23 protein-coding genes and 1 other RNA gene are annotated in these 25231 nt (G+C 69.4%); 22 read left to right on the forward strand and 2 right to left on the reverse strand.

Annotation, left to right across the window (positions count from 1 at the left end; translation table 11 throughout):
• The first annotated feature begins 37 nt into the window (after positions 1-37).
• Entirely contained in the window at positions 38-370 is a 333-nt protein-coding gene (locus tag AC1DMQ_RS22065) for a hypothetical protein (protein WP_477035684.1), read from the forward strand.
• A gap of 40 nt (positions 371-410) precedes the next feature.
• On the opposite strand, the gene AC1DMQ_RS22070 is transcribed toward AC1DMQ_RS22065, so the two are convergent.
• Entirely contained in the window at positions 411-1892 is a 1482-nt protein-coding gene (locus AC1DMQ_RS22070; RefSeq protein WP_477035685.1) for a flavin-containing monooxygenase, read from the reverse strand.
• A 233-nt stretch (positions 1893-2125) separates the two neighbouring features.
• Here AC1DMQ_RS22070 and AC1DMQ_RS22075 point away from each other — a divergent pair, with 233 nt between their 5' ends.
• The 14 genes from AC1DMQ_RS22075 to murG all read left to right on the forward strand — a co-directional run bounded on the left by AC1DMQ_RS22075 (position 2126) and on the right by murG (position 16627).
• The gene (locus AC1DMQ_RS22075) at positions 2126-3019 is read left to right on the forward strand and encodes a DMT family transporter (protein WP_477035686.1); all 894 of its coding nucleotides are present in this window, start codon (positions 2126-2128) and stop codon (positions 3017-3019) included.
• Positions 3016-3735 carry an N-acetylmuramoyl-L-alanine amidase gene (locus AC1DMQ_RS22080; protein ID WP_477035687.1) on the forward strand — a complete coding sequence of 240 codons (720 nt, stop codon included), beginning with the start codon at positions 3016-3018 and terminating at the stop codon, positions 3733-3735. Before AC1DMQ_RS22075 ends, AC1DMQ_RS22080 begins: the two co-directional genes overlap by 4 nt.
• Positions 3735-4343 carry an FMN-binding negative transcriptional regulator gene (locus tag AC1DMQ_RS22085; RefSeq protein WP_477035688.1) on the forward strand — a complete coding sequence of 203 codons (609 nt, stop codon included), beginning with the start codon at positions 3735-3737 and terminating at the stop codon, positions 4341-4343. The genes AC1DMQ_RS22080 and AC1DMQ_RS22085 overlap by 1 nt, the downstream gene beginning before the upstream one ends.
• A gap of 34 nt (positions 4344-4377) precedes the next feature.
• An RNA gene (rnpB, locus tag AC1DMQ_RS22090) (RNase P RNA component class A) lies at positions 4378-4775 on the forward strand.
• 315 nt (positions 4776-5090) lie between these two features.
• Positions 5091-5558, forward strand: coding sequence for a division/cell wall cluster transcriptional repressor MraZ (locus AC1DMQ_RS22095; protein ID WP_477035689.1), 468 nt, complete (start codon positions 5091-5093; stop codon positions 5556-5558).
• Positions 5555-6517 (forward strand): 16S rRNA (cytosine(1402)-N(4))-methyltransferase RsmH, encoded by a 963-nt coding sequence (gene rsmH, locus AC1DMQ_RS22100; RefSeq protein WP_477035690.1) that lies wholly within the window; start codon positions 5555-5557, stop codon positions 6515-6517. The genes AC1DMQ_RS22095 and rsmH overlap by 4 nt, the downstream gene beginning before the upstream one ends.
• Positions 6514-6975 carry a cell division protein FtsL gene (ftsL, locus tag AC1DMQ_RS22105; RefSeq protein WP_477035691.1) on the forward strand — a complete coding sequence of 154 codons (462 nt, stop codon included), beginning with the start codon at positions 6514-6516 and terminating at the stop codon, positions 6973-6975. Before rsmH ends, ftsL begins: the two co-directional genes overlap by 4 nt.
• Complete coding sequence (locus AC1DMQ_RS22110; protein ID WP_477035692.1) at positions 6972-8726, forward strand: peptidoglycan D,D-transpeptidase FtsI family protein; 1755 nt, start codon at positions 6972-6974, stop codon at positions 8724-8726. Before ftsL ends, AC1DMQ_RS22110 begins: the two co-directional genes overlap by 4 nt.
• Complete coding sequence (locus AC1DMQ_RS22115) at positions 8723-10180, forward strand: UDP-N-acetylmuramoyl-L-alanyl-D-glutamate--2,6-diaminopimelate ligase (RefSeq protein ID WP_477035693.1); 1458 nt, start codon at positions 8723-8725, stop codon at positions 10178-10180. The genes AC1DMQ_RS22110 and AC1DMQ_RS22115 overlap by 4 nt, the downstream gene beginning before the upstream one ends.
• Complete coding sequence (locus AC1DMQ_RS22120; protein ID WP_477035694.1) at positions 10173-11561, forward strand: UDP-N-acetylmuramoyl-tripeptide--D-alanyl-D-alanine ligase; 1389 nt, start codon at positions 10173-10175, stop codon at positions 11559-11561. Before AC1DMQ_RS22115 ends, AC1DMQ_RS22120 begins: the two co-directional genes overlap by 8 nt.
• On the forward strand, positions 11561-12676 hold the full coding sequence (gene mraY, locus AC1DMQ_RS22125; RefSeq protein ID WP_477035695.1) for a phospho-N-acetylmuramoyl-pentapeptide-transferase: 1116 nt from the start codon (positions 11561-11563) through the stop codon (positions 12674-12676). The genes AC1DMQ_RS22120 and mraY overlap by 1 nt, the downstream gene beginning before the upstream one ends.
• A 13-nt stretch (positions 12677-12689) precedes the next feature.
• On the forward strand, positions 12690-14102 hold the full coding sequence (gene murD, locus AC1DMQ_RS22130; protein WP_477035696.1) for a UDP-N-acetylmuramoyl-L-alanine--D-glutamate ligase: 1413 nt from the start codon (positions 12690-12692) through the stop codon (positions 14100-14102).
• Positions 14103-14309: 207 nt separating this feature from the next.
• Positions 14310-15482 carry a putative lipid II flippase FtsW gene (gene ftsW, locus AC1DMQ_RS22135; RefSeq protein WP_477035697.1) on the forward strand — a complete coding sequence of 391 codons (1173 nt, stop codon included), beginning with the start codon at positions 14310-14312 and terminating at the stop codon, positions 15480-15482.
• Positions 15483-15541: 59 nt separating this feature from the next.
• A complete protein-coding gene (gene murG / locus AC1DMQ_RS22140) occupies positions 15542-16627 on the forward strand; it encodes an undecaprenyldiphospho-muramoylpentapeptide beta-N-acetylglucosaminyltransferase (protein WP_477035698.1) in 1086 nt (361 codons plus the stop codon).
• Here murG and AC1DMQ_RS22145 read toward each other — a convergent pair.
• Positions 16624-17127: a hypothetical protein gene (locus AC1DMQ_RS22145; RefSeq protein ID WP_477035699.1), complete on the reverse strand. Its 504-nt coding sequence runs from the start codon at positions 17125-17127 to the stop codon at positions 16624-16626. The two genes, murG and AC1DMQ_RS22145, sit on opposite strands and share 4 nt — an antisense overlap.
• A gap of 57 nt (positions 17128-17184) precedes the next feature.
• On the opposite strand from AC1DMQ_RS22145, the gene murC reads away from it, so the two are divergent.
• From murC to ftsA, 7 genes are all read left to right on the forward strand, one after another.
• Entirely contained in the window at positions 17185-18603 is a 1419-nt protein-coding gene (murC, locus tag AC1DMQ_RS22150) for a UDP-N-acetylmuramate--L-alanine ligase (protein ID WP_477035700.1), read from the forward strand.
• 63 nt (positions 18604-18666) lie between these two features.
• Positions 18667-19098 (forward strand): DMP19 family protein, encoded by a 432-nt coding sequence (locus AC1DMQ_RS22155; protein ID WP_477035701.1) that lies wholly within the window; start codon positions 18667-18669, stop codon positions 19096-19098.
• A complete protein-coding gene (murB, locus tag AC1DMQ_RS22160; RefSeq protein WP_477035702.1) occupies positions 19095-20003 on the forward strand; it encodes a UDP-N-acetylmuramate dehydrogenase in 909 nt (302 codons plus the stop codon). Before AC1DMQ_RS22155 ends, murB begins: the two co-directional genes overlap by 4 nt.
• A 219-nt stretch (positions 20004-20222) precedes the next feature.
• Positions 20223-21629, forward strand: a complete 1407-nt coding sequence (locus AC1DMQ_RS22165; RefSeq protein WP_477035703.1) for a M28 family peptidase — start codon at positions 20223-20225, stop codon at positions 21627-21629.
• Between the two features lie 255 nt (positions 21630-21884).
• The gene (locus AC1DMQ_RS22170; RefSeq protein ID WP_477035704.1) at positions 21885-22859 is read left to right on the forward strand and encodes a D-alanine--D-alanine ligase; all 975 of its coding nucleotides are present in this window, start codon (positions 21885-21887) and stop codon (positions 22857-22859) included.
• Complete coding sequence (locus AC1DMQ_RS22175; protein WP_477035705.1) at positions 22828-23739, forward strand: cell division protein FtsQ/DivIB; 912 nt, start codon at positions 22828-22830, stop codon at positions 23737-23739. The genes AC1DMQ_RS22170 and AC1DMQ_RS22175 overlap by 32 nt, the downstream gene beginning before the upstream one ends.
• A gap of 31 nt (positions 23740-23770) precedes the next feature.
• Positions 23771-25096, forward strand: coding sequence for a cell division protein FtsA (gene ftsA / locus AC1DMQ_RS22180; RefSeq protein ID WP_477035706.1), 1326 nt, complete (start codon positions 23771-23773; stop codon positions 25094-25096).
• Positions 25097-25231: the final 135 nt, after the last annotated feature.

Raw genomic sequence — 25231 nt, forward strand, 5'->3', positions numbered from 1 at the left:
GAGGCGGCGATTTCGCCAAGTCAAAAGGGGGGCGACAATGCCCGACATGACCAGCTGCACCTTCACGGTGAACGACCAGGACGGCGGCGCGGACACGCGCAGTTTCGCGTTCAACACCACCCAGCAGGGCGACAAGTATTCGGTCCTGATCACCAATGACGGCATCGGACCTTACGGGGCCACGCTGAGCACCGGCACGCCCAACGCCACCTTGCCCAGCAACGGGGGCGCGCGCGTCAAAGCGACCGGAACGCTGAGCCTGCTGTTCGACAGCGCCAACGACAAGAACGTGGTGATCGCCTTCACGGGGACGCTCAACACCACCCATTCGACCAGCATGCAGAGCGTGGTCATCGCCAGCTTCGACTGATCCCCGATCGGGCGCGCGCGGTGCGCGCGTCCTCTTCGGGTCAGGCCGCTTCGCGCGCCTTGGCCGGCGCCTTGGCCTTCGAGAACTCCATCGTGCCGTCGTCCACCTTGCCGTAGCGCAGGGCCACCAGGTCCAGAGCGTAGTTCTGGTGCACCTTCCACGGCGTCTTGGCGCCCTGCTTGGGCAGGATCTTCAGGGCGCGCTGGACGTAGCCCGACGAGAAGTCCAGCCAGGGCTCGATCTCCATCTGCCCTTCGGGCAGGCGCGGCGTGCAGATGCGCGTGCCCGTGCGGTCCATGTGGTTGAGCAGGCGGCAGACATATTCGGCCGTCAGGTCGGCCTTCAGCGTCCAGCTGGCGTTGGTGTAGCCGAAGGTCGAGGCCAGGTTCGGCACGTCGCTGAACATCATGCCCTTGTAGCTGGTGGTCTCGTGCGGGGCGATCTTCCGGCCGTCGACCACCACCTCCATCTCGCCCAGCAATTGCATGCGCAGGCCCGTGGCGGTGACGATGATGTCGGCGTCCAGGCTGGCGCCCGACTTCAGCTTTAGGCCGGTTTCGGTGAAAGTCTCGATCTGGTCGGTGACCACCGACGAGGTCCCGGCCTTCAGGGAGTCGAACAGGTCGGCGTCCGGCACCAGGCACAGTCGCTGGTCCCACGGATTATAGCGCGGCGTGAAGTGGGTCTCGATGTCGTAGTCGGGGCCCAGGTGCTCGCGCACCAGGCCCAGCAGCCGCTCCTTGGTCTTCTCGGGCTTCTTGCGGGCGATGTTGAAGAACAGCAGCTGCATGCCGACGTTCTTCCAGCGGGTGATGTTGTAGGCGGTCATGGCCGGCAGCTTGGCGCGCAGCCAGTTGGCGACCCCGTCCTCGGCCGGGCGCGAGACCACATAGGTCGGCGAGCGCTGCAGCATGGTCACGTGGCCGGCGGCCTTGGCCATTTCCGGCACCAGGGTCACGGCCGTGGCGCCGCTGCCGATCACCACCACCTTCTTGCCGGCGTAGTCCAGGTCCTCGGGCCACAGCTGCGGGTGGACGATCCGGCCCTGGAACCGCTCGACGCCGGGGAAGTCGGGCGTGTAGCCAGCGTCGTAGTTGTAGTAGCCGCTGCACATCGACAGGAAATTGCAGCTGACCTTCACGGGCTTGCCGTCGCTCTCGGCCTCGACGGTCCAGGTCGCGGTCTCGGACGACCAGCTGGCCCTCTTGACCTTGCAGCCATAGCGGATGTGGCGGTCGATGCCGTTCTCGGCGGCGGTCTCGCGGACATAGTTCAGGATCGACGGGCCGTCGGCGATGGCCTTGGCCTCGCGCCACGGCTTGAAGGCGTAGCCCAGGGTGTACATGTCGCTGTCGGAGCGGATGCCCGGATAGCGGAACAGGTCCCAGGTGCCGCCCATCGCGGCGCGCGCCTCGAGGATGGCGTAGGTCTTCTTCGGACTGTCGCGTTGCAGGTGGTAGGCCGCGCCGATGCCCGACAGGCCCGCGCCCACGATCAGTACGTCGAAATGCTCGATGGCCATCGTGCCTCCACCCTGAAGTTCACCCGGTCCGGTGGTCCGGACGCTCGCGTATGTGAACATTGTTCACCAGCAAACGACCGTTTAGGCCGTCCGTCAACCGCGGTGCGCAGGGGCCGTGCACTTGTGCGTGTCCCCATCGGACGCACGGAGCCTGAGTTGGGGACACGCACAAGTGCATGGCCCCCCGGCTTTTCATTGCAAACAGGTGTTCGAGCCGCGTATGCGGTCTCCCCATGTCCCTGCGCGACTTCGGCGTGCTGGTCCTGGTCTGTCTGGTCTGGGCCTGCAACAACATCATCTCCAAGATCGTGGTCGCCCATTGGGGCGTGCCGCCGCTGTTCTATGCGGCGGTGCGTTTCGCCATCGTCGCGGCGGTGACCCTGCCGTGGCTGCTGCCCGCGCCGCGTCCGACCTGGCGGATCGTGACCGTGGGCCTGCTGATGGGAGCGGGCAATTTCGCCCTGCTGTTCATGGGCTTCAAGACCGCCTCGCCCTCGGCCTCGGCGGTGGTGATCCAGCTGGGCGTGCCGTTCACGACCATCCTGTCGATGCTGATGCTGGGCGAGAAGGTGCGCTGGAAGCGCGGCCTGGGCATCGCCCTGACCCTGTCGGGCGCGGTGGTGGTGATGTGGAACCCGCACGGCCTGCAGCTGTCGCCGGGCCTGTGGTTCATCGTCGCCTCGGCCTTCACCGGCTCGCTGGGCGCGGTGATGATGAAGCAGATCGAGGGGGTCAAGCCGCTGCAGTTCCAGGCCTGGGTCGGCGCCACTTCGGTCGCGCCCCTGGCCCTGATGAGCCTGGCCGGCGAGCCGGGCGGTCCCGGCCTGGCCCTGGCGGCCGGCTGGCCGTTCGTGGCGGCGGTGGTGTTCTCGGCCCTGGTGGTCTCGGTCCTGGCCCACACGGCCTATTACGGCCTGATCCAGCGTCATGACGCCAACCTGGTCGCGCCGTTGACCCTGATGACCCCGCTGATGACCATTGGCCTGGGCGTCCTGATCACGCACGATCATTTCGACGTCCGGATGGGAATCGGCACGCTCCTCGCGCTAGTGGGTGTGCTGATCATCGCCCTGCGCAAGAACCAGGTGATGCCGCTGCTGATGCTGACCAGGAACCGCTCTCAATGATGGTGATCGACGCCCCGTCGCCGAACTTCGACGCGCGCAAGTCCGTGCCCGATTGCGTCATCCTGCACTATACCGGCATGGAGACCGGCCCGGCCGCCCTGGCGCGGCTGTGCGATCCGGAGGCCAAGGTCTCGTCCCACTACCTGGTCGAGGAGGATGGCCGGGTCTTCCGCCTGGTGCCCGAGGAGCGCCGCGCCTGGCACGCCGGGGCCGCCTTCTGGAAGGGCGTCAAGGACATCAACTCGGCCTCGATCGGCATCGAGATCGTCAATCCCGGCCACGAGTTCGGCTACCGCCCGTTCCCGGACGCCCAGATCGCCGCGGTGATCAACCTGCTGGCCGACGTCCGCTCGCGCTGGACGATCGACGACGACATGATCATCGGCCATTCCGACATCGCCCCCGGCCGCAAGATCGACCCGGGCGAGCTGTTCCCCTGGAAGCGTCTGGCCGAGGCCGGCCATGGCCTGTGGGTCGAGCCGCCGCCGTCGCCCGGCGCGCCGCTGGGCCAGGGCGAGGAGGGGACCGGCGTGTTCGCGCTTCAGGCCGGCCTGACCCGCCTGGGCTACAACTGCGCGCCGTCGGGCAAGTACGACGAGTGGACCGCGACCGTGGTCGCCGCCTTCCAGCGTCACTGGCTGCAGGCCCGCTTCGACGGCGTGGCCGACGGCGAGACCCGGGCGCGGCTGGTGGCCCTGCTGCGGGCCGCCGGCTGATGCATCCGGCCAAGCCGTTCCACGTCGACGACCGCGAGACGCTGCTGGCCTTCTTCCGGGCCAATCCGTTCGTGACGATCGCGGCGGCGGTGGGCGGTCGCCCGTTCACGGCCCAGGCGCCGGTGGTGGTGCGCGAGCTGGACTTCGGCGAGGTGGCCCTGGACTTCCACCTCTCGCGCGGCAACGCCCTGGCGCCGTTCGTGGTCGCTGGCTTCCGCGCCGTGGCCCTGGCGACCGGGCCGGACGCCTATGTCAGCCCCGACTGGTACGGAAGCGAGGACCAGGTCCCGACCTGGAACTACGTCTCGGCCGAGGCCGAGGGCCTGGTCGCGCCGCTCAGCGACGCCGAGTTCGTGAGCTTGCTCGACGACCTCTCGGCCCAGGAGGAGGCGCGCCTCGCGCCCAAGACGCCCTGGACCCGCGACAAGATGAGCCCCGGCCGCTTCGAGACCATGATGCGCGGCATCATCGGCTGCCGGCTCAGCGTCGAGCGGCTGGAAGGGACGTGGAAGCTGTCGCAGAACAAGACCGCCGCCGACCGCGCCGGCGTGGTCAAGGCGCTGGGCAAGCATCCGGTCGCGGGACTGATGAAGACGCACAACGCTTGACCCCGGAGCCCCGGAGCGTCACTTAGGCCCCGGACCAGATGGTCGGGCGGCCGCGGCATCCTTGGATGTCGAGGAAAGTCCGGGCTCCACGGTGACAAGGCGGCGGGTAACGCCCGCCGGGAGCGATCCCAGGGATAGCGCCACAGAAAGCAAACCTCCTCCCTACGGGGCGGGAAGGGTGAAAGGGTGGGGTAAGAGCCCACCGCGGACCTGGCAACAGGGACGGCATGGCAAGCCCCGCCTGGAGCAAGACCGAATAGGGACCCCGCGCCGGCCTCGCGTCGGATAGGCCGTCACTGGCTGAGAGGGTCCGGGTAGGTCGCGAGAACCGTCCAGCGATGGGCGGTCCAGAGGAATGGCCGTCTCGCGGTCGTCTTTCTTTCGGGAGGGGCGGGCGTCAGACAGAACCCGGCTTACAGACCATCTGGTCCATTGATCCCCGTGGCGGGGATCGCGAAAAAGTGGGTTCCGGCCCCACTTCTCCCCAAGACGTCGACAGCGCGGCCATGGGTTCCCTTGTCCGCAAGGGCCTCGCGCAGAGTCTAGCGCGCGCCAATTCTTAACAAGTTCCATGTATGTTCTGTGGATAGATTCTGAGGCTCTGTGAAAGAGCTCCGTGACACCTTTGTTTTGACGGCCAAACGGCCGTTGGTGTCATTGTGTCCCAATCAATCCCATGTTAACCCACTTCTGCCGGAGCGATCGTGGCAGGGCGTCCGGCGGCGGGCTTAAACAGGGGTAGGCGAGGTGTTTCTCTCGACGTTCGAGAAGCAGCTGGACAGCAAGCGGCGCATCGTTGTGCCGCAGGACTTCCGCGCCGCGCTCTCGGGTCCGTTCGACGGGATCTTCTGCTTCCCCTCCATCGAGGCCGATTGCCTCGAGGCTGGCGGAAAAAGCCTGTTTGATCGTTACCAGGGCGTGATCGACGAGCTGCCGTTCGGCGATCCGCTGCGCTCGGCGCTGGAGACCAGCGTCCTGGGCGGCATGGCGCGGCTGTCGTTCGACACCGCCGGCCGGATCACGCTGCCCGACACCCTGTGCGAGATGTTCGGCCTGACCGACTGGGTCGCGGTGGTCGGCCTGGGCGAGCGGTTCCAGATCTGGTCGCGCGAGGCCTTCCAGGCCCACCGCGCCGCCCAGCGCGAACTGGCCCGCGACGGCCTGGCCGCCATGCGCGCCCAACAGCGCACCGCCCGGATCGGGGGCGTGGCGTGAGCGATCTCGAAGCCCTTCCGGAGCCCGGCGCGCCGCACGTCTCGGTGCTGCTCGACGAAGTGGTCGGCGCCCTGGCCTCGGGCCCCGGCGACATGGTCATCGACGGCACCTTCGGGGCCGGCGGCTACACCCGCGCCATTCTCGCCACGGGCGCTTCGGTCACCGCTTTCGACCGCGATCCCAGCGTCCAGCGTTTCACGGGCGAATTCGCCGCGACGGATGGTCGCTTTCGTCTAATTCAGGACCGCTTTTCGCAAATCACCGAGTATTTCGAGGATGCGTCGCTGGACGGCGTCACCCTGGATCTTGGCGTTTCCTCCATGCAGCTCGACGAGGCTGAGCGCGGCTTCTCCTTCATGCGCGACGGTCCGCTGGACATGCGCATGGGCGCCGACGGCCCGACCGCCGCCGATCTGGTCAACGAACTGGATCAGGTCGAGCTGGCCCGCATCCTCTACGTCTACGGCGAGGAGCACGCCTCGCGCCGCATCGCCAGCTTCATCGTCAAGCGCCGGGGCGAGCGTCCGTTCACCCGCACCCTGGACCTGGCCCACGTGATCGAGCGCGCTCTGGGCGGCCGCAAGGGCGCCAAGGTCCATCCCGCCACCCGTTCGTTCCAGGGCCTGCGGATCGCGGTCAACGCCGAGCTGGAAGAGCTGGAGGCGGGCCTCGTGGCCGCCGAGCGCGTGCTGAAGCCGGGCGGTCGCCTGGCGGTGGTCACCTTCCATTCGCTGGAAGACCGCATCGTCAAGAATTTCCTGGCCGAGCGGGCCGGCCGCACGCCCGGTGGGTCGCGTCACCTGCCGCCGGTCGAGGCCGGCGCCCCGCCAAGCTTCCAGCTGATCTCGTCCAAGGCCATCGCGCCCGGCGAAGCCGAGCTGGCGGTCAATCCGCGCGCCCGGTCCTCCAAGCTGCGCGCCGCCGTGCGCACGACGGCTCCCGTGTGGAGCGCCGCATGAGCCTGGCGAGCATCTTCGACCGCCGCGTGCGGGGCTTCCGGGTCGTCGAGCTGGTCTGCCTGACCATCCTGCTGATCCTGGTCCTGGGCGTCTACATGGCCAAGACCTTCGCCGGCCGCGAGCGCGCCCAGATCGCCTCGGTCGAGGAGCAGATCGTCGACGAGAAGGCCCGCGTCCGCCTGCTCAAGGCCGAGGTCGCGTTCCTGGAGCAGCCGCGCCGCATCGAGCAGTACGCCCTGCAGCTGGGGCTGGCTCCGATCAGCCCCGAGCACGAGACCACCGAGGACGCCCTGATCGACGTCGCGCGCCACGCCCCGGCCGCCCACGCCCCGGCCTCGCCGACGGCGGCGGTGAACAACGAGGCGGCCTCGGCCGAGGCGCCCGAGGCGACGCCCGACGACTATCCGGCCCCCGAGCTTTCTACGAGCCAACCCGCTTCGGCGGAGGTTCCGCGATGAGCCTCGCCAATCTCGCCCCCGGCGGCGCGCCCGCGGCCTGGCGCTGGCTGATCGAACGGGTCTGGCGGCTGGAGCACGCCTTCGAGCGCTCGCGCGCCGCCGCCCGTCCCGAAGACGACACCCGCATCCGCATCTTCTTCGTCATGGCCATCTTCGGCCTGGCCTTCACCGTGCTGGCCCTGGGCGCGACCTGGGCGGCGGTGTTCTCCAAGGTGGGCGGCAACGGCTATCTGGCCTCGACCGACGGGGCGCGGGGCGACCTGGTCGACCGCAACGGCCAGCTGCTGGCCGTCGACCTGACCCACTACGCCCTCTACATCGACCCCAAGGACGTCTGGGACGCCAAGGCCACGCGCAAGGCCCTGGCCAAGGCCCTGCCCGACGTGCCGGCCAAGCGCCTGGACCAGGCGGTGTTCTCGGATCGCCGCAGCTTCGTGGTCGGCGGCATGACCCCGGCCGAGAAGGACGCGATCTTCGACCTGGGCCTGCCGGGCGTCGAGTTCGAGGAGCAGGCCCGCCGGGTCTATCCTCTGGGCTCCAGCGCCGCCCACTTCATCGGCTTCGTCGACAAGGGCGGCAAGGGCCTGTCCGGCGCCGAGAAGGCCCTGGACAAGTCGGTGCGCGAGGCCTCGGCCAAGGGGCCGGACGGCGCGATCCCGCTGTCGATCGACCTGCGCGTCCAGGCCGCTCTCGAGGACGAGGTCCGCAAGGCCGCGATCGAGTTCCAGGCCAAGGACGCGGTGGGTATCGTCACCAACGTCCACACCGGCGAGATCCTGGGCCTGACCAGCTTCCCGGACTACGACCCGAACCAGCTGAACCAGGCGTCCAGCGAGCAGATGACCAATCACGCCGCCGCCTCGGTCTACGAGATGGGCTCGACGTTCAAGGCCTTCACCGTGGCCATCGGCCTGGACACCGGCGCGGCCACCCCGGCCTCGACCTTCGACGCCCGCGAGCCTTTCAAGCTGGGCTACCGGACGATCCACGACTTCCACGCCACCCGCCGGATCCTGACCCTGGTCGAGGTCTTCCAGGAGTCGTCCAACATCGGCACGGCCATCCTGGCCGAGCGGATCGGCGGCCCGCGACTGAGCCACTATTTCAACGCCCTGGGCCTGACCCGCCCGGCCAAGGTCGAGCTGCTGGAGTCGGCCCGTCCGCTGACGCCGAAGAAGTGGGACGACGACGCGGTGGCCTCCACCTCGTTCGGGCACGGCATCAACGTCTCGCCCCTGGCGCTCGCTCAAGCGATGGGCGCGCTGCTGAACGGCGGCACGCTGCAGCCGCTGACCATCCACAAGATGGCCCAGGGCGTGCGTCCCGAAGGCCCGCGCGCGGTCTCGGAAGAGACCTCGATGCAGATGCTGCGGATCATGCGCGCCAACGTCACCGGCGGCAGCGGCAAGTCGGCCAACATCCCGGGCCTGTCGGTCGGCGGCAAGACCGGCACCGGCGAGAAGTACGATCCGGCGATCCGGGGCTATAACCACCAGCGCCAGGTCTCGTCGTTCGCGGCCGTCTTCCCGACCGAGGGCTCGCTCGAGGCCGATCGCTATTTCGTGCTGGTGCTGCTGGACGAGCCCAAGGGCAACGCCAAGACCCATGGCTTCTCGACCGGCGGCTGGGTGTCCGCGCCGGCCGCCGGCCGTGTTATCGACCGCATCGCCCCGTTCCTCGGCGTCCGCCGGCAGACCGACATCTTCACCGTGGCCCAGAAGCCGCAAGCCGCTTCGGAGGCGGGACTTTGAGCAAGACCCTTTCACAGATCCTGAACCGGCCGTGCGAGGTCGATCCCGTGATCACCGGGGTCACCGCCGACAGCCGCAAGGTGCGTGAAGGGTTCCTGTTCGCGGCCCTGCCGGGCAGCAAGGCCGACGGCCGCAGCTTCATCCCCGGCGCGATCGCCTCGGGCGCGGCCGCCGTGCTGGCGCCGGACGACGTCGAGGGCCTGTCGGTCCCGGCCGTCCACGCCGGCGACTTGCGCCGCGCCTACGCCCTGGCCGCCGCCCAGTTCTGGGCCGAGCAGCCGGAGACCTGCGTGGCGGTGACCGGCACCAACGGCAAGACCTCGGTGGCCGGCTTCGCCCGTCAGATCTACGCCCGGCTGGGCCGCAAGGCCGCCAGCATGGGCACCCTGGGCGTCGTGGTCAGCGCGCCGGGCGTTCCGGACCAACAGTTGACCCCGCCGGGCCTGACCACGCCGGACGCCGCCGACGTCGCCGAGATGATGGCCAAGCTGGCGGGCATGGGCGTCACCCACCTGGCCGTCGAGGCCTCGTCGCACGGCATCGACCAGCGCCGCCTGGACGGCGTGCGCCTGGCCGCCGCCGGCTTCACCAACTTCACCCAGGACCACCTGGACTATCACGGCACCATGGGCTGCTACCGGGCGGCCAAGCTGCGGCTGTTCGAGACCCTGCTGCCGCGCGCCCGCACCGCCGTGCTGAACGCCGACAGCGACGCCTTCCCGGCCTTCGCCTCGGCCGCCGTCACGTCCGGCCAGACGATCCTGTCGGTCGGCCACGAAGGGCAGGGGCTGACGCTGGTCTCGCGCACGCCCGTGCCGCAGGGCCAGCGCCTGAAGATCGCCGCCCAGGGCCGCGAGTTCGACGTGCTGCTGCCGCTGGCCGGTGATTTCCAGGCCTCCAACGTGCTGGTCGCGGCGGGTCTGGTCCTGGCCACCGGCGAGGACCTCGACGCGACGATCGCCGCGCTTGAACACCTCGAGGGCGCGGCCGGCCGGCTGCAGCGGGTCGGGACCGGCGCGCGCGGCGGCGAGGCCTATGTCGACTACGCCCACACCCCCGACGGACTGGAGACCGTGCTGGCGGCCCTGCGTCCTCACACGCGCGGCAAGCTAATCGTGGTGTTCGGGGCCGGCGGCGACCGCGACCGCGGCAAGCGTCCCCTGATGGGCGAGATCGCCGCGCGCCTGGCCGACGTGGCGATCGTCACCGACGACAATCCCCGCTCGGAAGAGCCCGGCTCGATCCGCGCCGCCATCCTGGCTGCGGCGCCGGGCGCGAAGGAGTACGGCGACCGCCGCGAGGCCATCCGGGTCGGCGCATCGCTGCTGGCCGACGGCGACGTGCTGGTGGTGGCCGGCAAGGGCCACGAGCAGGGCCAACTGGTGGCCGGCGTGAACCATCCGTTCGACGACGTGACCGAAACCGCCCAGGCGCTGGAGGCGGCTCATGTCTAGCGCGCTCTGGACCGCCCACGAGATCGCCGCCGCCACCGGCGGCCAGGTGCTGGCCGACTTCGAGGCCACCGGCGTGTCGATCGACAGCCGCAGCATCGAACCCGGCGACCTGTTCGTGGCCCTGACCGGCGCGCGGGACGGCCATGAGTTCGTCGTCCAGACCGCCGACAAGGGAGCGGCTGGGGCGCTGATCTCCAAGCCCGTCGCGGTTCCGGCGGTGCTGGTCGAGGACACCTTCATGGCGCTGGAGCGCCTGGGCGTCGCCGCCCGTGAGCGCGCGCCCCAAGTTCGGCGCGGCGCGGTGACCGGCTCGGTCGGCAAGACCAGCGTCACCCGCGCCGTCGAGGCGGGCCTGCGCCGGGCGGGCAAGGCCCACGCCTCGGTCAAGTCGTACAACAACCACATCGGCGTGCCGCTGACCCTGGCCCGCATGCCCCGCGACACCCAGCGGGCGGTGTTCGAGGTCGGCATGAACCACGCCGACGAGATCGTGCCGCTGTCGAACTTCATCCGGCCGCACGCCGTCGCGATCACCACCGTGGGCCCGGTCCACCTGGAGAACTTCGCCGACGGCGAGGAGGGCGTCGCCCGCGCCAAGGCCGAGATCTTCGCGGGCATCGAGCCCAACGGCGTGGCCGTGCTGAACGCCGACAACCCCTGGTTCCCGCTGCTGAAGGCCGAGGCCGAGAAGGCCGGCGCCCAGGTCTGGAGCTTCGGCACGGGCAAGGGCGTCACCGCCCAGCTGACCGTGTTCGCCGCCGGCGCCAACGGCGCCGAGATCACCGCCGTGCTGCGCGGCGAGACCCTTCATTTCCCGATCCTGCAGACCGGCGTGCACTGGGGGCTCAACAGCCTGTGCGTGCTGCTGATGCTGGAGGCCCTGGACGTCGACCGCGAGACCGCCCTGGCGGCGCTGGCCGAGTTCGAGCCGATCGAAGGCCGCGGCGCCGAGAAGACCGTCCATGTGCCGGGCGGGACCTTCACCCTGGTCGACGAGAGCTACAACGCCAACCCCGTCTCGATGCAGGCCGCCCTGGCCACCCTGGGCGCGCGCAAGGTCGCCGGCCGGCGCATCGTGGCCCTGACCGACATGCTGGAGTTGGGCCCGACGAGCGCCCGTTTCCACGGCGACCTGGCCACGCCGATCGCCGCCGCGGACATCGATCTGGTGTTCTGCGCCGGACCGTTAATGAAATCTTTATGGGAAGCGCTTCCGCCGACTCGGCGAGGCGCGTACGCCCAGACTGCCGCCGAACTCGCGCCCCAGGTCGCTTCGGCGATGCGGCCGGGGGACGTGGTGATGGTGAAGGGATCGAACGGATCGAAGGCAGGGGCCGTGGCCGCCGCCTTGGGCGCGCTCGACCTCCAGGGACAGGGCTGATGCTGTATTTCCTCTATACTTGGCTCTCGCAGGGCGGGCACGAGCACGTTCCGGTCCTCAACCTGCTGAAATACCTGACCTTCCGCACCGGCATGTCGATGCTGACGGCCTATGTCGTGGCCGTGGCGATGGGCTCGCGCTTCATCCGCTGGATGAAGGCCAAGCAGGGCAAGGGCCAGCCGATCCGCACGGACGGCATCGCCCGCCACGTCACCGAGAAGGCCGGCACGCCCACCATGGGCGGCTTCATGATCTTGGCCGGCCTGTTCGTCGGCTCCCTACTGTTCGCCGACCTGCGCAACGTCCACGTCTGGGTGGTGCTGGGCATCACCGCGGCCTTCGGCGTGCTGGGCTTCATGGACGACTACGCCAAGGTCACCAAGCAGACGACCGCCGGCCTCTCCAGCGGCCAGAAGCTGATCGCCCAGTTCATCGTCTCGATCCTGGCGGCCGTGGCGCTGATCGTCTTCGCGCCCAAGTCGCCGTCGACGGCCGGCCTGGAGACCTCGGTGGTCTTCCCGATCCTGAAGAACCTGGTGATCAATCTGGGCTGGTTCTACGTGGCCTTCGCCGCCTTCACGATCGCCGGCTTCTCCAACGCGGTGAACCTGACCGACGGGCTGGACGGCCTGGCCATCGTGCCGGTGATGTTCGCCGCCTCGACCTTCGGCCTGATCGCCTACCTGGTGGGCAACTTCAAGTTCGCCGACTATCTGAACCTGCACTTCGTGCCCGGCGTCGGCGAGCTGGCCGTGGTCTGCGGCGCGATCATCGGCGGGGGCATGGGCTTCCTCTGGTACAACGCCCCGCCGGCCAAGATCTTCATGGGCGACACCGGCTCGCTGGCCCTGGGCGGCGCGCTGGGCGCGATCGCCGTCTGCGCCAAGCACGAGCTGGTGCTGGGCATCGTCGGCGGCCTGTTCGTGGCCGAGGCGCTGAGCGTGATGATCCAGGTCGCCTACTTCAAGCGGACCGGCAAGCGCGTCTTCCTGATGGCGCCGATCCACCACCATTTCGAGAAGCTTGGCTGGGCCGAGAGCACTGTCGTGGTCCGTTTCTGGATCGTGTCGATGATGCTCAGCTTCGTCGGCCTCGCCACCCTGAAGCTGAGATAGGAGAGGGCGCGCCATGATCCCGGTCCGCGGTTTCGAGGGCAAGACCGTCGCCGTGTTCGGCTTGGGCCGGACGGGGCTGACGGCCGCGCGCGCGCTGATCGCCGGCGGGGCCAAGGTGGCGCTGTGGGACGAGAAGCCCGCCAGCCGCGAGCTGGCGGTCGCCGAAGGCTTGAACGTGGTCGACCTGTCGACCGCCGACTGGAGCCAGTTCGCGGCCCTGATGCTGTCGCCGGGCGTGCCGCTGACCCATCCCAAGCCGCACTGGACGGTCGGCAAGGCCAAGGCCGCCGGGGTCGAGGTGCTGGGCGACATCGAGCTGTTCGCCCGCACGGTGAACGCCGCGCCCGAGCACAAGAAGCCCAAGATCATCGCCATCACCGGCACCAACGGCAAGTCGACCACGACCGCCCTGATCGGCCACCTGTGCCGCCAGGCCGGGCGCGACACCCGGGTGGGCGGCAATATCGGCGAGGGCGTGCTGGGCCTGGAGGACATGCACGGCGGCGCGGTCTACGTGCTGGAGCTGTCTTCGTACCAGTTGGACCTGACCTCGAGCCTCAAGCCCGACGCCGTGGTGCTGCTGAACATCTCGCCCGACCACCTGGACCGTCATGGCGGCATGGACGGCTACATCGCCGCCAAGCGCCGAATCTTCCTGAACCAGGGCAAGGGCGACACCGCGATCATCGGCGTCGACGATCCGTGGTGCCAGCAGATCTGCACCGAGATCACCGCCGCCAACCGCCGCACCATCTGGCCGATCAGCGCCGGCAAGGCCATGGGCCGGGGCGTCTACGCCCTGCAGGGCGTGCTGTACGACGCCACCGGCGAGCGGGTGACCGAGATGGTCGATCTTCTTCGCGCCCGCAGCCTGCCGGGCCGCCACAACTGGCAGAACGCCGCGGCCGCCTACGCCGCCGCCCGCGCCCTGGGCATCCCGCCGCACCAGGCCGTCGACGGCCTGATGAGCTTCCCGGGCCTGGCCCACCGGATGGAGACGGTCGGCAAGATCGGCAAGGTCCGCTTCGTCAACGACAGCAAGGCCACCAACGCCGACGCCGCCCGCCAGGCGATGTCGTCCTATCCCAAGTTCTACTGGATCGCCGGCGGCGTCGCGAAAGCCGGCGGCATCGACGACCTGACCGACCTGTTCCCGCGCGTCGCCACCGCCTACCTGATCGGCCAGGCGGCCGAGGACTTCGGCGGGACCCTGGAGGGCAAGGCCCCGGTGCGCCAGTGCGGCGACATCGAGACCGCCGTCGCCGCCGCCTATGCCGACGCCGCGGCGTCCGGCGAGGAGGCCATCGTCCTGCTGTCGCCCGCCTGCGCCTCGTTCGACCAGTTCGCCGATTTCGAGCAACGGGGCGAGGCGTTCCGCGCGGCGGTCAACGGGCTGGGCAAGGCTCCGGCGGCCAAGAGGGCCTAGTCTTGCGCGACTAACACTTGCCCCCTACGGGCCTTCGGCCGTCTTCCCCCAGAGGGGGAAGAGGACGCCGCGCTTTCTTCGTCCTCCGCCCCCTCGCCGCGACAGGCGGCGAAGCCGCCAGGTGGGGGCAAGTTCGAGTCCATTCGCCACACTGTCCGCAAGCTCCGCCGCAACACTCGCTTAACCCTAAACTCCGACCCTCCGGCCATGACGTTCCAGACCACCCACGCCTTCGCCCGCACCGACCGTTCGCGGCTCGGCGTCTGGTGGTGGACGACCGATCGCTGGCTGCTGGGCGCCACCGCGATCCTGGTCACCGTGGGCGTGCTGCTGTCGTTCGCCTCAAGCCCGGCCGCCGCCGCGCGGATCGGCCTGGACGACCAGTTCCACTTCGCCGTGCGCCAGTGCGTGTTCGGTCTGGGCGCGGCCTTCATCGTGCTGTCGGTGTCGATGCTCAGCCCCAAGGGCATCCGGCGCTCGGCCTTCTTCATCTACCTGGCGGCCATCGGCGTCATGGCGGCCCTGCCGTTCATCGGCCACAGCGCCAAGGGCGCGGCCCGCTGGCTGCTGATCGGCGGCTTCACCTTCCAGCCGTCCGAATTCATGAAGCCGGCCCTGATCGTGCTGGTCTCCTGGATGTTCGCCGAGGGCCAGAAGGGCGAGGGCGTGCCGGGCGTGTCGATCGCCTTCTTCCTCTATTTCGTCGCCGTCGCCCTGCTGCTGATCCAGCCCGACGTCGGCCAGACCGTGCTGATCACCATCGCCTTCGGCGCCGCCTTCTGGATGGCCGGGGTGCCGATCTCGTGGATCATGGGCCTGGGCGCCGTCGCGGTCGGCGGGCTGATGTCGACCTATTTCCTGTTCGACCACGTCCATGCCCGGGTGCAGAAGTTCCTCAGCCCCGACCAGGCCGACACCCACCAGATCACCCGCGCCGCCGAGGCCATCCACGCCGGCGGCCTGTTCGGGCGCGGCCCGGGCGAGGGCGTGATGAAGCGACACGTGCCCGACCTGCACACCGACTTCATCTACTCGGTCGCCGCCGAGGAATACGGCCTGGTGTTCTCGCTGGCCCTGATCACCCTGTTCGCCTTCATCGTGGTGCGCGGGCTCTACAAGGCCATGAAGCTGACCGACACCTTCGAGCAGGTGGCCGCCTCGGGCCTGTTCGTGCTGGTGGGCCAGCAGGCCTTCATCAACGTGGCCGTGAACCTCAACATGATCCCGACCAAGGGCATGACCTTGCCCTTCATCTCGTATGGCGGCTCGTCGATGCTGGCCATGGGCCTGACGCTGGGCATGGCCCTGGCGTTGACGCGCAAGCGTCCGGGGGCCTATGGCGGGGCGGGAGAGTTCGATCAGGCGGGGGCCCTGGGATAAGCTCTCCAGAGGAGAGCCGCCTTGCCCGTCATTCGCTCGCGTTTCGGAGCCGTATCTCAATGAGCAAGCTGGCAGTCGTCGCCGCCGGGGGCACCGGCGGGCACCTGTTCCCCGCCCAGGCCCTGGCCGAGACCCTGGCCGGGCGCGGCTGGCGCATCGTGCTGGCCACCGACGAGCGCGGCGCGCTGTACGCCGACAAGTTCCCCGCCGAGGAGCGCCTGGCGCTGTCGGCCGCCACCGCCAAGGCCGGCGACATCATCGGCATGGCCAAGGCCGGCCTCACGGTCTGGCAGGGCGTGAACCAGGCCAAGGCCGCCTTCAAGCGACTGGACCCGGCGGTCGTCGTCGGCTTCGGCGGCTATCCCGCCCTGCCGGCCCTGCTGGCCGCCGTGGGCCAGAAGCGCGCGACGGTGATCCACGAGCAGAACGCGGTGCTGGGCCGCGTGAACCGCTACCTGGCTCCCAAGGTCAACGAGGTGGCCTGCGCCTTCCCGACGCTGGAGCTGGCCAAGCCGGCCGTGAAGGCCCGCGTCCACGTAGTGGGCAATCCCGTGCGGCCGCCCGTGCGCGCGCTCTACGACGTGCCCTACCTGCCGCCCGAGGTGCAGCTGCGCATCCTGGTCACCGGCGGCAGCCAGGGCGCGCGCCTGCTGTCCGAACTAATCCCCGAGGCCGTCGCCAAGCTGCCCGAGGACTTGCGCGGTCGCCTGAAGGTGTTCCAGCAGGCCCGCGCCGAGAGCATGGAGGGCGCCCGCAAGACCTATCGCAACGCCATGGTCGAGTGCGAGGTCGCGCCGTTCTTCCGCGACATGGCCGGCTATCTGCGCCAGGCCCACCTGGTGATCGGCCGCTCCGGCGCCTCGACCTGCACCGAGCTGGCCGTGGCCGGCCGGCCGTCGATCCTGATCCCGCTGAAGATCGCCGCCGACGACCACCAGCGTTTCAACGCCCGCCAGCTGGAAGAGGCCGGCGCCGCCGCCGTGTGCCTGGAAGACGAACTGACCGTCGACGCCATGGCCGGCGCTTTGAACGCCCTCCTCAAGGACCCTGAACGCCTGGGCCGCATGGCGGCGGGCGCGCGGTCGGTCGCCAAGCCGAACGCGGCCGAGGAGCTGGCGGACCTCGTGGAGAAGACGGCGCGCTAAGGCTCGGCGCCCGTCGCGATCAGCGGCCGGCCGATCTTCACCGCCTCTTCGACATTCGTCGCCACCGCCACGCCCGCATAAGGCCGCCAGCCGTCACAGACGACCTTGGCCACCGCCTCATCCGCGCTCCCCGCCGGGATCGCCGCCGCTGGCCGCAAGTCTCCGCTGACGGGACCCTCCTTGCCGCCCACCCGCACGCTGGAGAAGCCGGCGTGGGCGATGGTGCGGGCGTCGCAGTCGAGGACCTCGTAGCGCCAGCCGCCCCAGAAGGCCTCGGTCCCGGCGGTGAAGCCTTCCTCGGTTACCTGCAGCACGCGCAGCTTGGCGACGCGGCCCGTCCAGGCGACGCCGCTCATGTCCACGAAGGCGGCGAAGCGGCCGACGTCGGCCAAGCGCAGTTCCAGCGGCGCAGAAGCCGGGGCCTGCGCCAGGGAAGGCGAGGCGAGGGCGGTCAAGGCGCCGACCAGCCCGGCCACGCTTCGTCCCAGACGGAAATCCACGCGATCTGCACCAAACATCCCGTTTCACCCCGTCGCCAAATCGTCTAATCGAGCCAGATGATCCAGCGTCGACGACCCGTCCCCTTCGAACTCGGCCCCGTGCACTTCATCGGCATCGGCGGCATCGGCATGTCCGGCATCGCCGAGATCATGATCCGCATCGGCTACACCGTGCAGGGCAGCGACGCCAAGGCCAGCGCCAATACCGAGCGCCTGGAGAAGCTGGGCGCGCGCATCTTCATCGGTCAGGACGCGGCCAATGTCGAAGGCGCTTCGGCCATCGTCTATTCCACGGCGATCAAGGCCGACAACGTCGAGATGGCCGCCGGCCGCGACAAGCGCCTGCCGCTGGTGCGCCGCGCCGAGATGCTGGCCGAGTTGATGCGCCTGCAGTTTTCCGTCGCCGTCGGCGGCACGCACGGCAAGACCACCACCACCTCGATGGTCGCGGCCCTGCTGGACGCCGGCGCCCTGGACCCCACCGTGGTCAACGGCGGGATCATCAACGCCTACGGCACCAACGCCAAGGTCGGCGAGGGCGACTGGATCGTGGTCGAGGCCGACGAGAGCGACGGAAGCTTCCTGAAGCTGAAGTCCACCGTGGCCATCGTCACCAACATCGACGCCGAGCACCTGGACCACTGGGGCGACTTCGACGCCGTGAAGAAGGGCTTCCGCGACTTCGTCGAGAACATCCCGTTCTACGGCTTCGCGGCGGTCTGCATCGACCACCCGGAAGTCCAGGCCCTGACCTCGCGCATCGAGAACCGCCGCCTGGTCACCTATGGCGTCAACCCGCAGGCCGAGGTCCGCGTCAGCAACATCGAGATGGGCCCCGAGGGCGCCAAGTTCGACATCGTCGTCTCGCCGCTGTCGGGCGAGCAGGTCCGCTATGACGGGCTGAAGATGCCGATGGCCGGCCATCACAACGTGCTCAACGCCACCGCCGCCGTGGCCGTGGCCCGCGAGCTGGGCGTCGACGCCGACGCCATCCGCGCCGGCTTGGCCGGCTTCGGCGGCGTGAAGCGCCGCTTCACCACCACGGGCGTGGCCAACGGGATCCGCGTCGTCGACGATTACGGCCACCACCCGGTCGAGATCGCCGCCGTGCTGAAGGCCGCCCGCGCGGTCAGCGCCGGCAAGGTGATCGCCGTGGTCCAGCCCCACCGCTTCACCCGCCTGCGCGACCTGATGACCGAGTTCAGCTCGTGCTTCAACGACGCCGACACGGTGATCGTCGCCGACGTCTATACGGCCGGTGAACAGCCGATCGAGGGCGTCGACCGCGACCACCTGGTCGAGGGCCTCAAGAAGTTCGGCCACCGCCGCGCCCTGCCGCTGGAAAGCCCCGCCGCCCTGCCGGCCCTGATCGCCCAGGAGGCCCAGTCGGGCGACCTGGTCGTGCTGCTGGGGGCGGGCGACATCACGAGTTGGGCCTACGCTCTGCCGGGCCAGTTGGAAGCGTTGGCCAAGTGAGCCTCTAGCGCGATGGCCAGACCCAATTCGTACTGGGAGTTGGTGGAGCCCCATTGGGGCGTCGTGAGCATCTATGACGGTCCGGAAGCGTTCCTTTCGGGTTTTGCGGCGATGTCTGAAGCATCGCGTCACCTGTTCGCGGCGCACTGGCTTCAGAGCGAAGTGTGCAATGGCGGATTTGGGCAGTTCTTCGGCAACTCAACAGGTGTCTTGGCGCCGGAGGCCGCCGCAGGGTTCCGTGCTATAGGCTTGCCGCGCCTCGCCGCGATCGTCGATGAGGCCATCGCCTGGTTTGGTGATGTCTATCCTCGGGAGTGGGACGTGCGCCAAGCGGCCTTGGAGACCTTCGAGGAAGCGCATGGCTACGGTCATGGCTCGGATTGCCCGAGATGCTCGATCGAAGATCGATTTTACAACCTCATGGCGAATGAAGCCGGAGGGTTCGACACCGCCGCGGACACTTTCGCGGCTCTAGCGGTTCAGGCGAATTCATGACGTGGCGTGACAACCTCCCCGCCGTTCGCGGCAAGCTGCTGGTCGACGAGGCCTTGGCGCCGTTCACCTGGTTCCGGGTCGGCGGTCCGGCCGACGTGGTGTTCCTGCCGGCCGACGAGCAGGACCTGGCCGACTTCCTGAAGGCCCTGGACCCCGCCGTGCCGGTGCTGGCCATCGGGGTGGGCTCCAACCTGCTGGTCCGCGACAGCGGCGTCGAGGGCGTGGTGATCCGGCTGGGCAAGGGCTTCAACACCGTCGAGGCCCTGGGCGACAACCGCATCAAGGCCGGCAGCGCCGTGCCCGACGCCATCCTGGCCCGCAAGGCGGCCGACGCCGGCATCGCCGGGCTGGAGTTCTATGCCGGCATCCCCGGCACCATCGGCGGCGCGACGATCATGAACGCCGGCTGCTATGGCTCGGAGACCGCCAACGTCCTGGTCTCGGCCCGGGTCATGGACCGCCAGGGCCAGGTGCGCGAGATGACCGCCGCCGACCTGCACTTCACCTATCGCCACAGCGCCCTGCAGGACGCCGGGCTGATCGTGCTGGACGCCGTCTTCGAGGGGCTTCCCGACGACCCGTCGGAGATCAAGTCCCGCATGCGCGCCATCACCGAGCGCCGCGAGACCACCCAGCCGATCCGCGAGAAGACCGGCGGCTCGACGTTCAAGAACCCGCCGGGTCATTCGTCCTGGAAGCTGGTCGACGACGCCGGCTGGCGCGGCCGCCTGTACGGCGGGGCGATGTTCTCGCCCCTGCACAGCAACTTCCTGATCAACACCGGCGAGGCCACCGCCGCCGACCTGGAAGGCTTGGGCGACACCGTCCGCGCCGACGTGCTGGCCAAGACCGGCGTGCAGCTTGACTGGGAAATCAAGCGCATCGGGCGGCCGGCCGGGGAGTAAGTCCCTCCCCCTGTGGGGGAGGCGGCGCGAAGCGCCGGTGGGGGGAGCGTTACTGTCCGCCCGAGGCTTTGCCTGCTTTCCGACCACTTCCCCCTCCGTCGGCTACGCCGACACCTCCCCCACGGGGGGAGGAGCAAAGGTTACCGATAGTTCATCCGGCTGTTGCCTATTCCAGGCGCGGAGCGGTGCTATGAGAACAACCCAAACGAGGGAGTCTCCATGCGCCTGTTCCGCACTCTGCTGACCGCCGCCGCCGTTTCCGCCTTGATGGCCGGCGCTTCTCACGCCCAAGACGCCAAGACCGCCGAGGCCCTGCGCGACAAGGCCCTGCTGGACCGCACCGCCTGGGACGTCACCGAGGACCTGACCACCAACATCGGCCCGCGCCTGGTCGGCTCGCCCGCCATGGCCCGCGCCAAGGACTGGGGCGTGGCCAAGTTCAAGGCCCTGGGCTTCACCAACATCAAGGTCGAGGAATTCGCCAAGCCGTCGTGGACGCGCGGCGAGGAGAGCGCCGAACTGGTCGCTCCCTACCCGATGAAGCTGAGCATCGTGGGCCTCGGCCGCACCGTGCCGACCGGCCCGAACGGCGTCGAGGCCGAGGTGGCCCTCTTCAAGACCTACGCCGAGCTGATCGCCGCGCCGGAAAGCGCCGTGAAGGGCAAGATCGTGGTCATCACCCAGCCGATGGTCCGCGCCCAGGACGGCGCCGGCTACGGCGTGGCCGGCATCTCGCGCCGGTCGGGCCCGGTCGAGGCCGCCAAGCGCGGCGCGGTCGGCGTGCTGATCCGCTCGATCTCGACCTCGGACTCCACCGTCCCGCACACCGGCGTCACCGCCTTCGGCGAGCAGGTCGCCACCATCCCCGCCGCCGCTCTGGGCGTGCCGGAAGCCGAGCAGCTGGAGCGCCTGGCCGCCAAGGGCCCGCTGCGCATCAAGCTGAAGCTGGACTCCAGCGTCGATCCCAAGGACGTGGCCTGGAACATCTCGGGCGAGATCAAGGGCTCGGAAAAGCCCGACGAGGTGATCGTCATCGGCGGCCACCTGGACAGCTGGGACGTCGGCACCGGCGCCCTGGACGACGCCACTGGCATCGCCATCACCACGGCCGCCGCCAAGCTGATCGGCGACCTGCCCAAGCATCCCAAGCGCACTATCCGCGTGGTGATGTTCGGCTCGGAAGAAAGCGGCGGCTCGTCGGAGGCCTATCTGGCCGCCCACAAGGACGAACTGCCCAAGATCGTCCTGGCCGGCGAGAGCGACACCGGCGCCGACCGCATCTACAGCCTGCAGATCCCCAAGGGGTCGGCCGCCCACCCGGCCATGCAGACCGCCGTCCGCGTGATCGCGCCGCTGAAGATCTATCTGGACCGCAACCCGCCGGCCCACGCCGGCGCCGACATCGAGGGCCTGGAAGAGTCGGGCGTGCCGGTGATCGCCCTGAACCAGGACGCCAGCCGCTACTTCGACTACCACCACACCATGGACGACACCCTCAACAAGGTGCGTCCGGACGAACTGGCGCAGAACGTCGCGGCCTGGGCCAGCTTCATCTATCTGGTGGCCGACAGCGACATCGACTTCCGGACCCTGAGCGCCGCGGCCCCGGCCGCGCCGGCGCACTGATCTTCAGGCCCTCTCCTATAGGGAGAGGGAGGGGCCCATTGCGCAGCAATGGGAGGGTGAGGGGTTTGGACGTCCGACGGCGTGCCGGCAGAGCGTCGGTGTGAAGTCATCAAGGGCGTAAACCCTCTCCCTCCCACGCTTCGCGCGGGTCCCTCCCTCTCCCAAGGGAGAGGGCGATGGAGGCGGGAGAGGGCGCCTCAAAGCTCCATCCTTTCTCCCTAGCCCCTCCACACCGCCCCGCTACCGCTGCGGTCCATGACCCCAGCCCGTCCTCTCGCCAACCAACACATCGCCGTCCTGCTCGGCGGCCCCTCGGCCGAGCGCGAGGTCAGCTTCGCCACGGGCGCCGCCTATGCCGACGCGCTGGAGCGGCTGGGCGCCCGCGTCAGCCGGATCGATCCCGGTCCAAGCCTCCCCTCTGGCATCGCCCAGGTCCTGACCGCCCTGAACCCCGACCTAGTCTTCAACGGCCTGCACGGCCGCTGGGGCGAGGACGGGTGCGTGCAGGGCGTGCTGGAGACCCTGGGCCTGGCCTACACCCACTCCGGCGTCCTGGCCTCGGCCCTGGCGATGGACAAGGCGCGGTCGAAGGCGGTGCTGGCGGCGGCCGGCATCCCCGTGCCCGGCGGCGGATTGTTCGATCGCCACGATGTCGCGCGCGACCATGTGATGCAGCCTCCCTACATTGTAAAACCCAACGCCGAGGGATCGTCGGTCGGGGTGTTCGTCGTCCCCGAGGGCGCCAACGGGCCGCCGCGCGAATTGGCCGCGCCGGACTGGGCGTTCGGCGACCAGGTGCTGGTCGAGCCGTTCGTGCCCGGCGTCGAGCTTTCGGTCGCGGTTCTTAACCACGTAACGGGCCCCAGGGCCCTGGCGGTCACCGAAATCCGCCCGTCCACAGGTTTCTATGACTATGACGCCAAGTACGCGGAAGGCGGTTCGATCCACGTCCTTCCAGCCCCGATTCCCGACGCCGTAAGGGATCGGGCCCTGCATCTGGCCAAGCTTGGCCATGCAATTCTTGGTTGCCGAGGTGTGACTCGATCGGACTTCCGTTATGACGGAATTAACGACCTTCTGGTCCTTTTAGAGGTCAATACGCAGCCTGGCATGACACCCACTTCGCTCGTCCCCGAGCAGGCGGACCACACCGGCGTTTCGTTTGATCGTTTAGTGTTCTGGATCGTGGAGGACGCTTATGCCCGCGGTAGTGCGGGGGGGACCGCGTAAGCCAACGCGCCCCCGGGCCGAAGCGCCCGCAAGTCCGAAGGCCCGCCCGGGCGCGCGCAACGCCGCGCCGCCGGCCGGGAAACTGCAAGCCGCGCGTGGGGGCGTGGGCGTGTCGCCACGCCTTGCCCTGACCGTGGCCGGCGGCGCGCTGGTCGTCGCCCTGGTCGCCACCCTGGCCACCGGCCACCGGATCGAGCGCCTGGGGCAGGCCCTGATGCGCGGCGTCGACGGCGAGTTCGCCGACATGGGCTTCAAGCTCAAGACCGTGCACATCGAAGGCGCCTCGCCGATGGCGAAGGCCGACATCATGAACGCCACGGCCCTGTACCAGGATCAGCCGACCCTGGGCATGGACCTGGCCGACCTGCGCGCCCGCGTCGAGGGCGTGGGCTGGGTCAAGTCCGCCAAGGTCGTGCGCCTGCTGCCCGACACCGTGTTCATCTCCGTCGAGGAGCGCCCGGCCCTGGCCGTCTGGCAGCATTCCGGCGCGATGCGGGTGATCGACGGCGAGGGCCGCATCATCCGCGAGGCCGACGCCGCGCGCTTCCCGCAGTTGCCGCTGGTGGTGGGGCAGGGCGCGGACCAGGCCGCCGGCGCCATCCTGCCGGCCGTCAATGCGCGGCCGCGCCTGCGTGACCGTCTGGAGGCGCTGGTGCGCGTCGACGACCGCCGCTGGGACCTTCGCCTGAAAGATGGTTCGCTGATCCAGCTTCCGGCCATTGACGAAGAGTCCGCGCTGATTCAATTGGATCAACTCGATCAACGACAACGAATCCTCGATCTCGGTTTCGCGCGCATCGATCTGCGCGATCCCGAAATGGTGGCCGTGAGGCCTCGCGACTCGGTGCTGCCTGGGCAGCCCGTGGCCGGCGGGGCTTGAACATGAACTTGTGTGTGAGGTGACTGTAGCGATGTCGCGACTGGATGACCGGAAACAAGCCCGCGAAGGCTTGAAGGCGACGCTCGTGCGTCAGCCGGCGGTCGCGGCCGTCGACCTTGGCGCGTCCAAGGTCACCTGCTTCATCATGAAGGCCGATGGGATCCATCGCGACAACCGCACCCTGACCACGGCCGGCGTCGGCTATGTGCAGTCGCGCGGCGTGCGCGGCGGGGCGATCGTCAATCTGGACGAGGCGGCGCAAGCCATCGCCCAGGCCGTCGAGCGCGCCGAGACCGTGGCCGGCGTCAACGTCCAGGGCGTTTCGGTCTGCACGGCCGGCGGCCAGCTGGCCAGCCACCGCGTCCACACCCAGGTGTCGCTGGGCGCCCGCCCGATCGGCGACGGCGACCTGTCGCGCGCCATCGCTTCGGCGCTCGCGCAAGTCCGCATTCCCGGCCGCAAGCCGATCCACCTGCTGCCGATCGCCTGGTCGGTCGACGGCCAGCGCGGCATCCGCGACCCGCGCGCCATGTTCGGCCGCGCCCTGGGCCTGGAGCTGCTGGTCGTCTCGATCAACGAGAACGTCTTCCACACCCTGGCCCACTGCGTCGAACGGGCCCACCTGTCGTTCGAGGGCGTGGTCGCGGCGCCCTTCGCCTCGGCCCTGGCGGCCCTGGAAGAGGACGAGATGGACCTGGGCGCCGTCTGCATCGACATGGGCGGCGGCTCGACCTCGGTGGCGGTGTTCAACAACGGCGCCCTGTGCCACGTCGACAGCCTGGCCGTCGGCGGCGGACACGTGACGCAAGACATCGCCCGCGGCCTGCAGACCTCGGTCGCCGGCGCCGAGCGCATCAAGACCCTGCACGGATCGGCCATCGCCTCGGCCAACGAGGACCGCGAGATGATCGAGGCCCCGCCGCGCGGCGACGATCCGGGCGCCGGTCCGGTGATCGCGCCCCGCAGCCTTCTGAAGGGCATCATCCAGCCGCGCGTCGAGGAGACGCTGGAACTGCTGCGCGAGCGCCTGAAGGCCTCGGGCGCCCCGGTCGAGCCGGGCGCGGGCATCGTCCTGACCGGCGGCGCCAGCCAGCTGGCCGGCGTGCGCGAAGTCGCCGTGCGGGTGTTCGACCGCCCTGTCCGCCTGGGTCGTCCGCGCCGGGTGCCGCACCTGGCCGACGCCGCGTCGGGTCCGGCGTTCTGCGCCGCCGCCGGCGTCCTGCACCGCACGGCCTTCGGTCCGCGTGAGGTGGTCTCGCCCAAGGCCCTGGCCGGAGCGGCTATCCGCAAGCGTCCGATGGACCCCAACGCCAGTCCGGTGGCCAAGGCCGCCGCCTGGTTGCGGGACAATCTCTGATCGAGCAGTCGTGGGACCTCGTCCCACATCGCGCAAGCTTGGCTGAGTCGCGCTCCCCGGAGCGCGACTGTAAATTTTTGTGAACGTCACAATTTTTCGTCTTGGCGAAGTTCTCCAAGATCAGTGGCCAAGTCT

The sequence above is a fragment of the Caulobacter sp. 05L422 genome (assembly GCF_056397765.1).

Coding starts and splice junctions, on each gene's coding strand:
- AC1DMQ_RS22175 (WP_477035705.1), top strand. CDS start 22,828: ATGCCCGCGGTAGTGCGGGGGGGACCGCGTAAGCCAACGCGCCCCCGG.
- AC1DMQ_RS22065 (WP_477035684.1), top strand. CDS start 38: ATGCCCGACATGACCAGCTGCACCTTCACGGTGAACGACCAGGACGGC.
- murG (WP_477035698.1), top strand. CDS start 15,542: ATGAGCAAGCTGGCAGTCGTCGCCGCCGGGGGCACCGGCGGGCACCTG.
- AC1DMQ_RS22110 (WP_477035692.1), top strand. CDS start 6,972: ATGAGCCTCGCCAATCTCGCCCCCGGCGGCGCGCCCGCGGCCTGGCGC.
- AC1DMQ_RS22120 (WP_477035694.1), top strand. CDS start 10,173: ATGTCTAGCGCGCTCTGGACCGCCCACGAGATCGCCGCCGCCACCGGC.
- AC1DMQ_RS22080 (WP_477035687.1), top strand. CDS start 3,016: ATGATGGTGATCGACGCCCCGTCGCCGAACTTCGACGCGCGCAAGTCC.
- ftsL (WP_477035691.1), top strand. CDS start 6,514: ATGAGCCTGGCGAGCATCTTCGACCGCCGCGTGCGGGGCTTCCGGGTC.
- AC1DMQ_RS22170 (WP_477035704.1), top strand. CDS start 21,885: ATGACCCCAGCCCGTCCTCTCGCCAACCAACACATCGCCGTCCTGCTC.
- AC1DMQ_RS22070 (WP_477035685.1), bottom strand. CDS start 1,892: ATGGCCATCGAGCATTTCGACGTACTGATCGTGGGCGCGGGCCTGTCG.
- ftsW (WP_477035697.1), top strand. CDS start 14,310: ATGACGTTCCAGACCACCCACGCCTTCGCCCGCACCGACCGTTCGCGG.
- murD (WP_477035696.1), top strand. CDS start 12,690: ATGATCCCGGTCCGCGGTTTCGAGGGCAAGACCGTCGCCGTGTTCGGC.
- mraY (WP_477035695.1), top strand. CDS start 11,561: ATGCTGTATTTCCTCTATACTTGGCTCTCGCAGGGCGGGCACGAGCAC.
- murC (WP_477035700.1), top strand. CDS start 17,185: ATGATCCAGCGTCGACGACCCGTCCCCTTCGAACTCGGCCCCGTGCAC.
- ftsA (WP_477035706.1), top strand. CDS start 23,771: ATGTCGCGACTGGATGACCGGAAACAAGCCCGCGAAGGCTTGAAGGCG.
- murB (WP_477035702.1), top strand. CDS start 19,095: ATGACGTGGCGTGACAACCTCCCCGCCGTTCGCGGCAAGCTGCTGGTC.
- AC1DMQ_RS22085 (WP_477035688.1), top strand. CDS start 3,735: ATGCATCCGGCCAAGCCGTTCCACGTCGACGACCGCGAGACGCTGCTG.
- AC1DMQ_RS22165 (WP_477035703.1), top strand. CDS start 20,223: ATGCGCCTGTTCCGCACTCTGCTGACCGCCGCCGCCGTTTCCGCCTTG.
- AC1DMQ_RS22075 (WP_477035686.1), top strand. CDS start 2,126: ATGTCCCTGCGCGACTTCGGCGTGCTGGTCCTGGTCTGTCTGGTCTGG.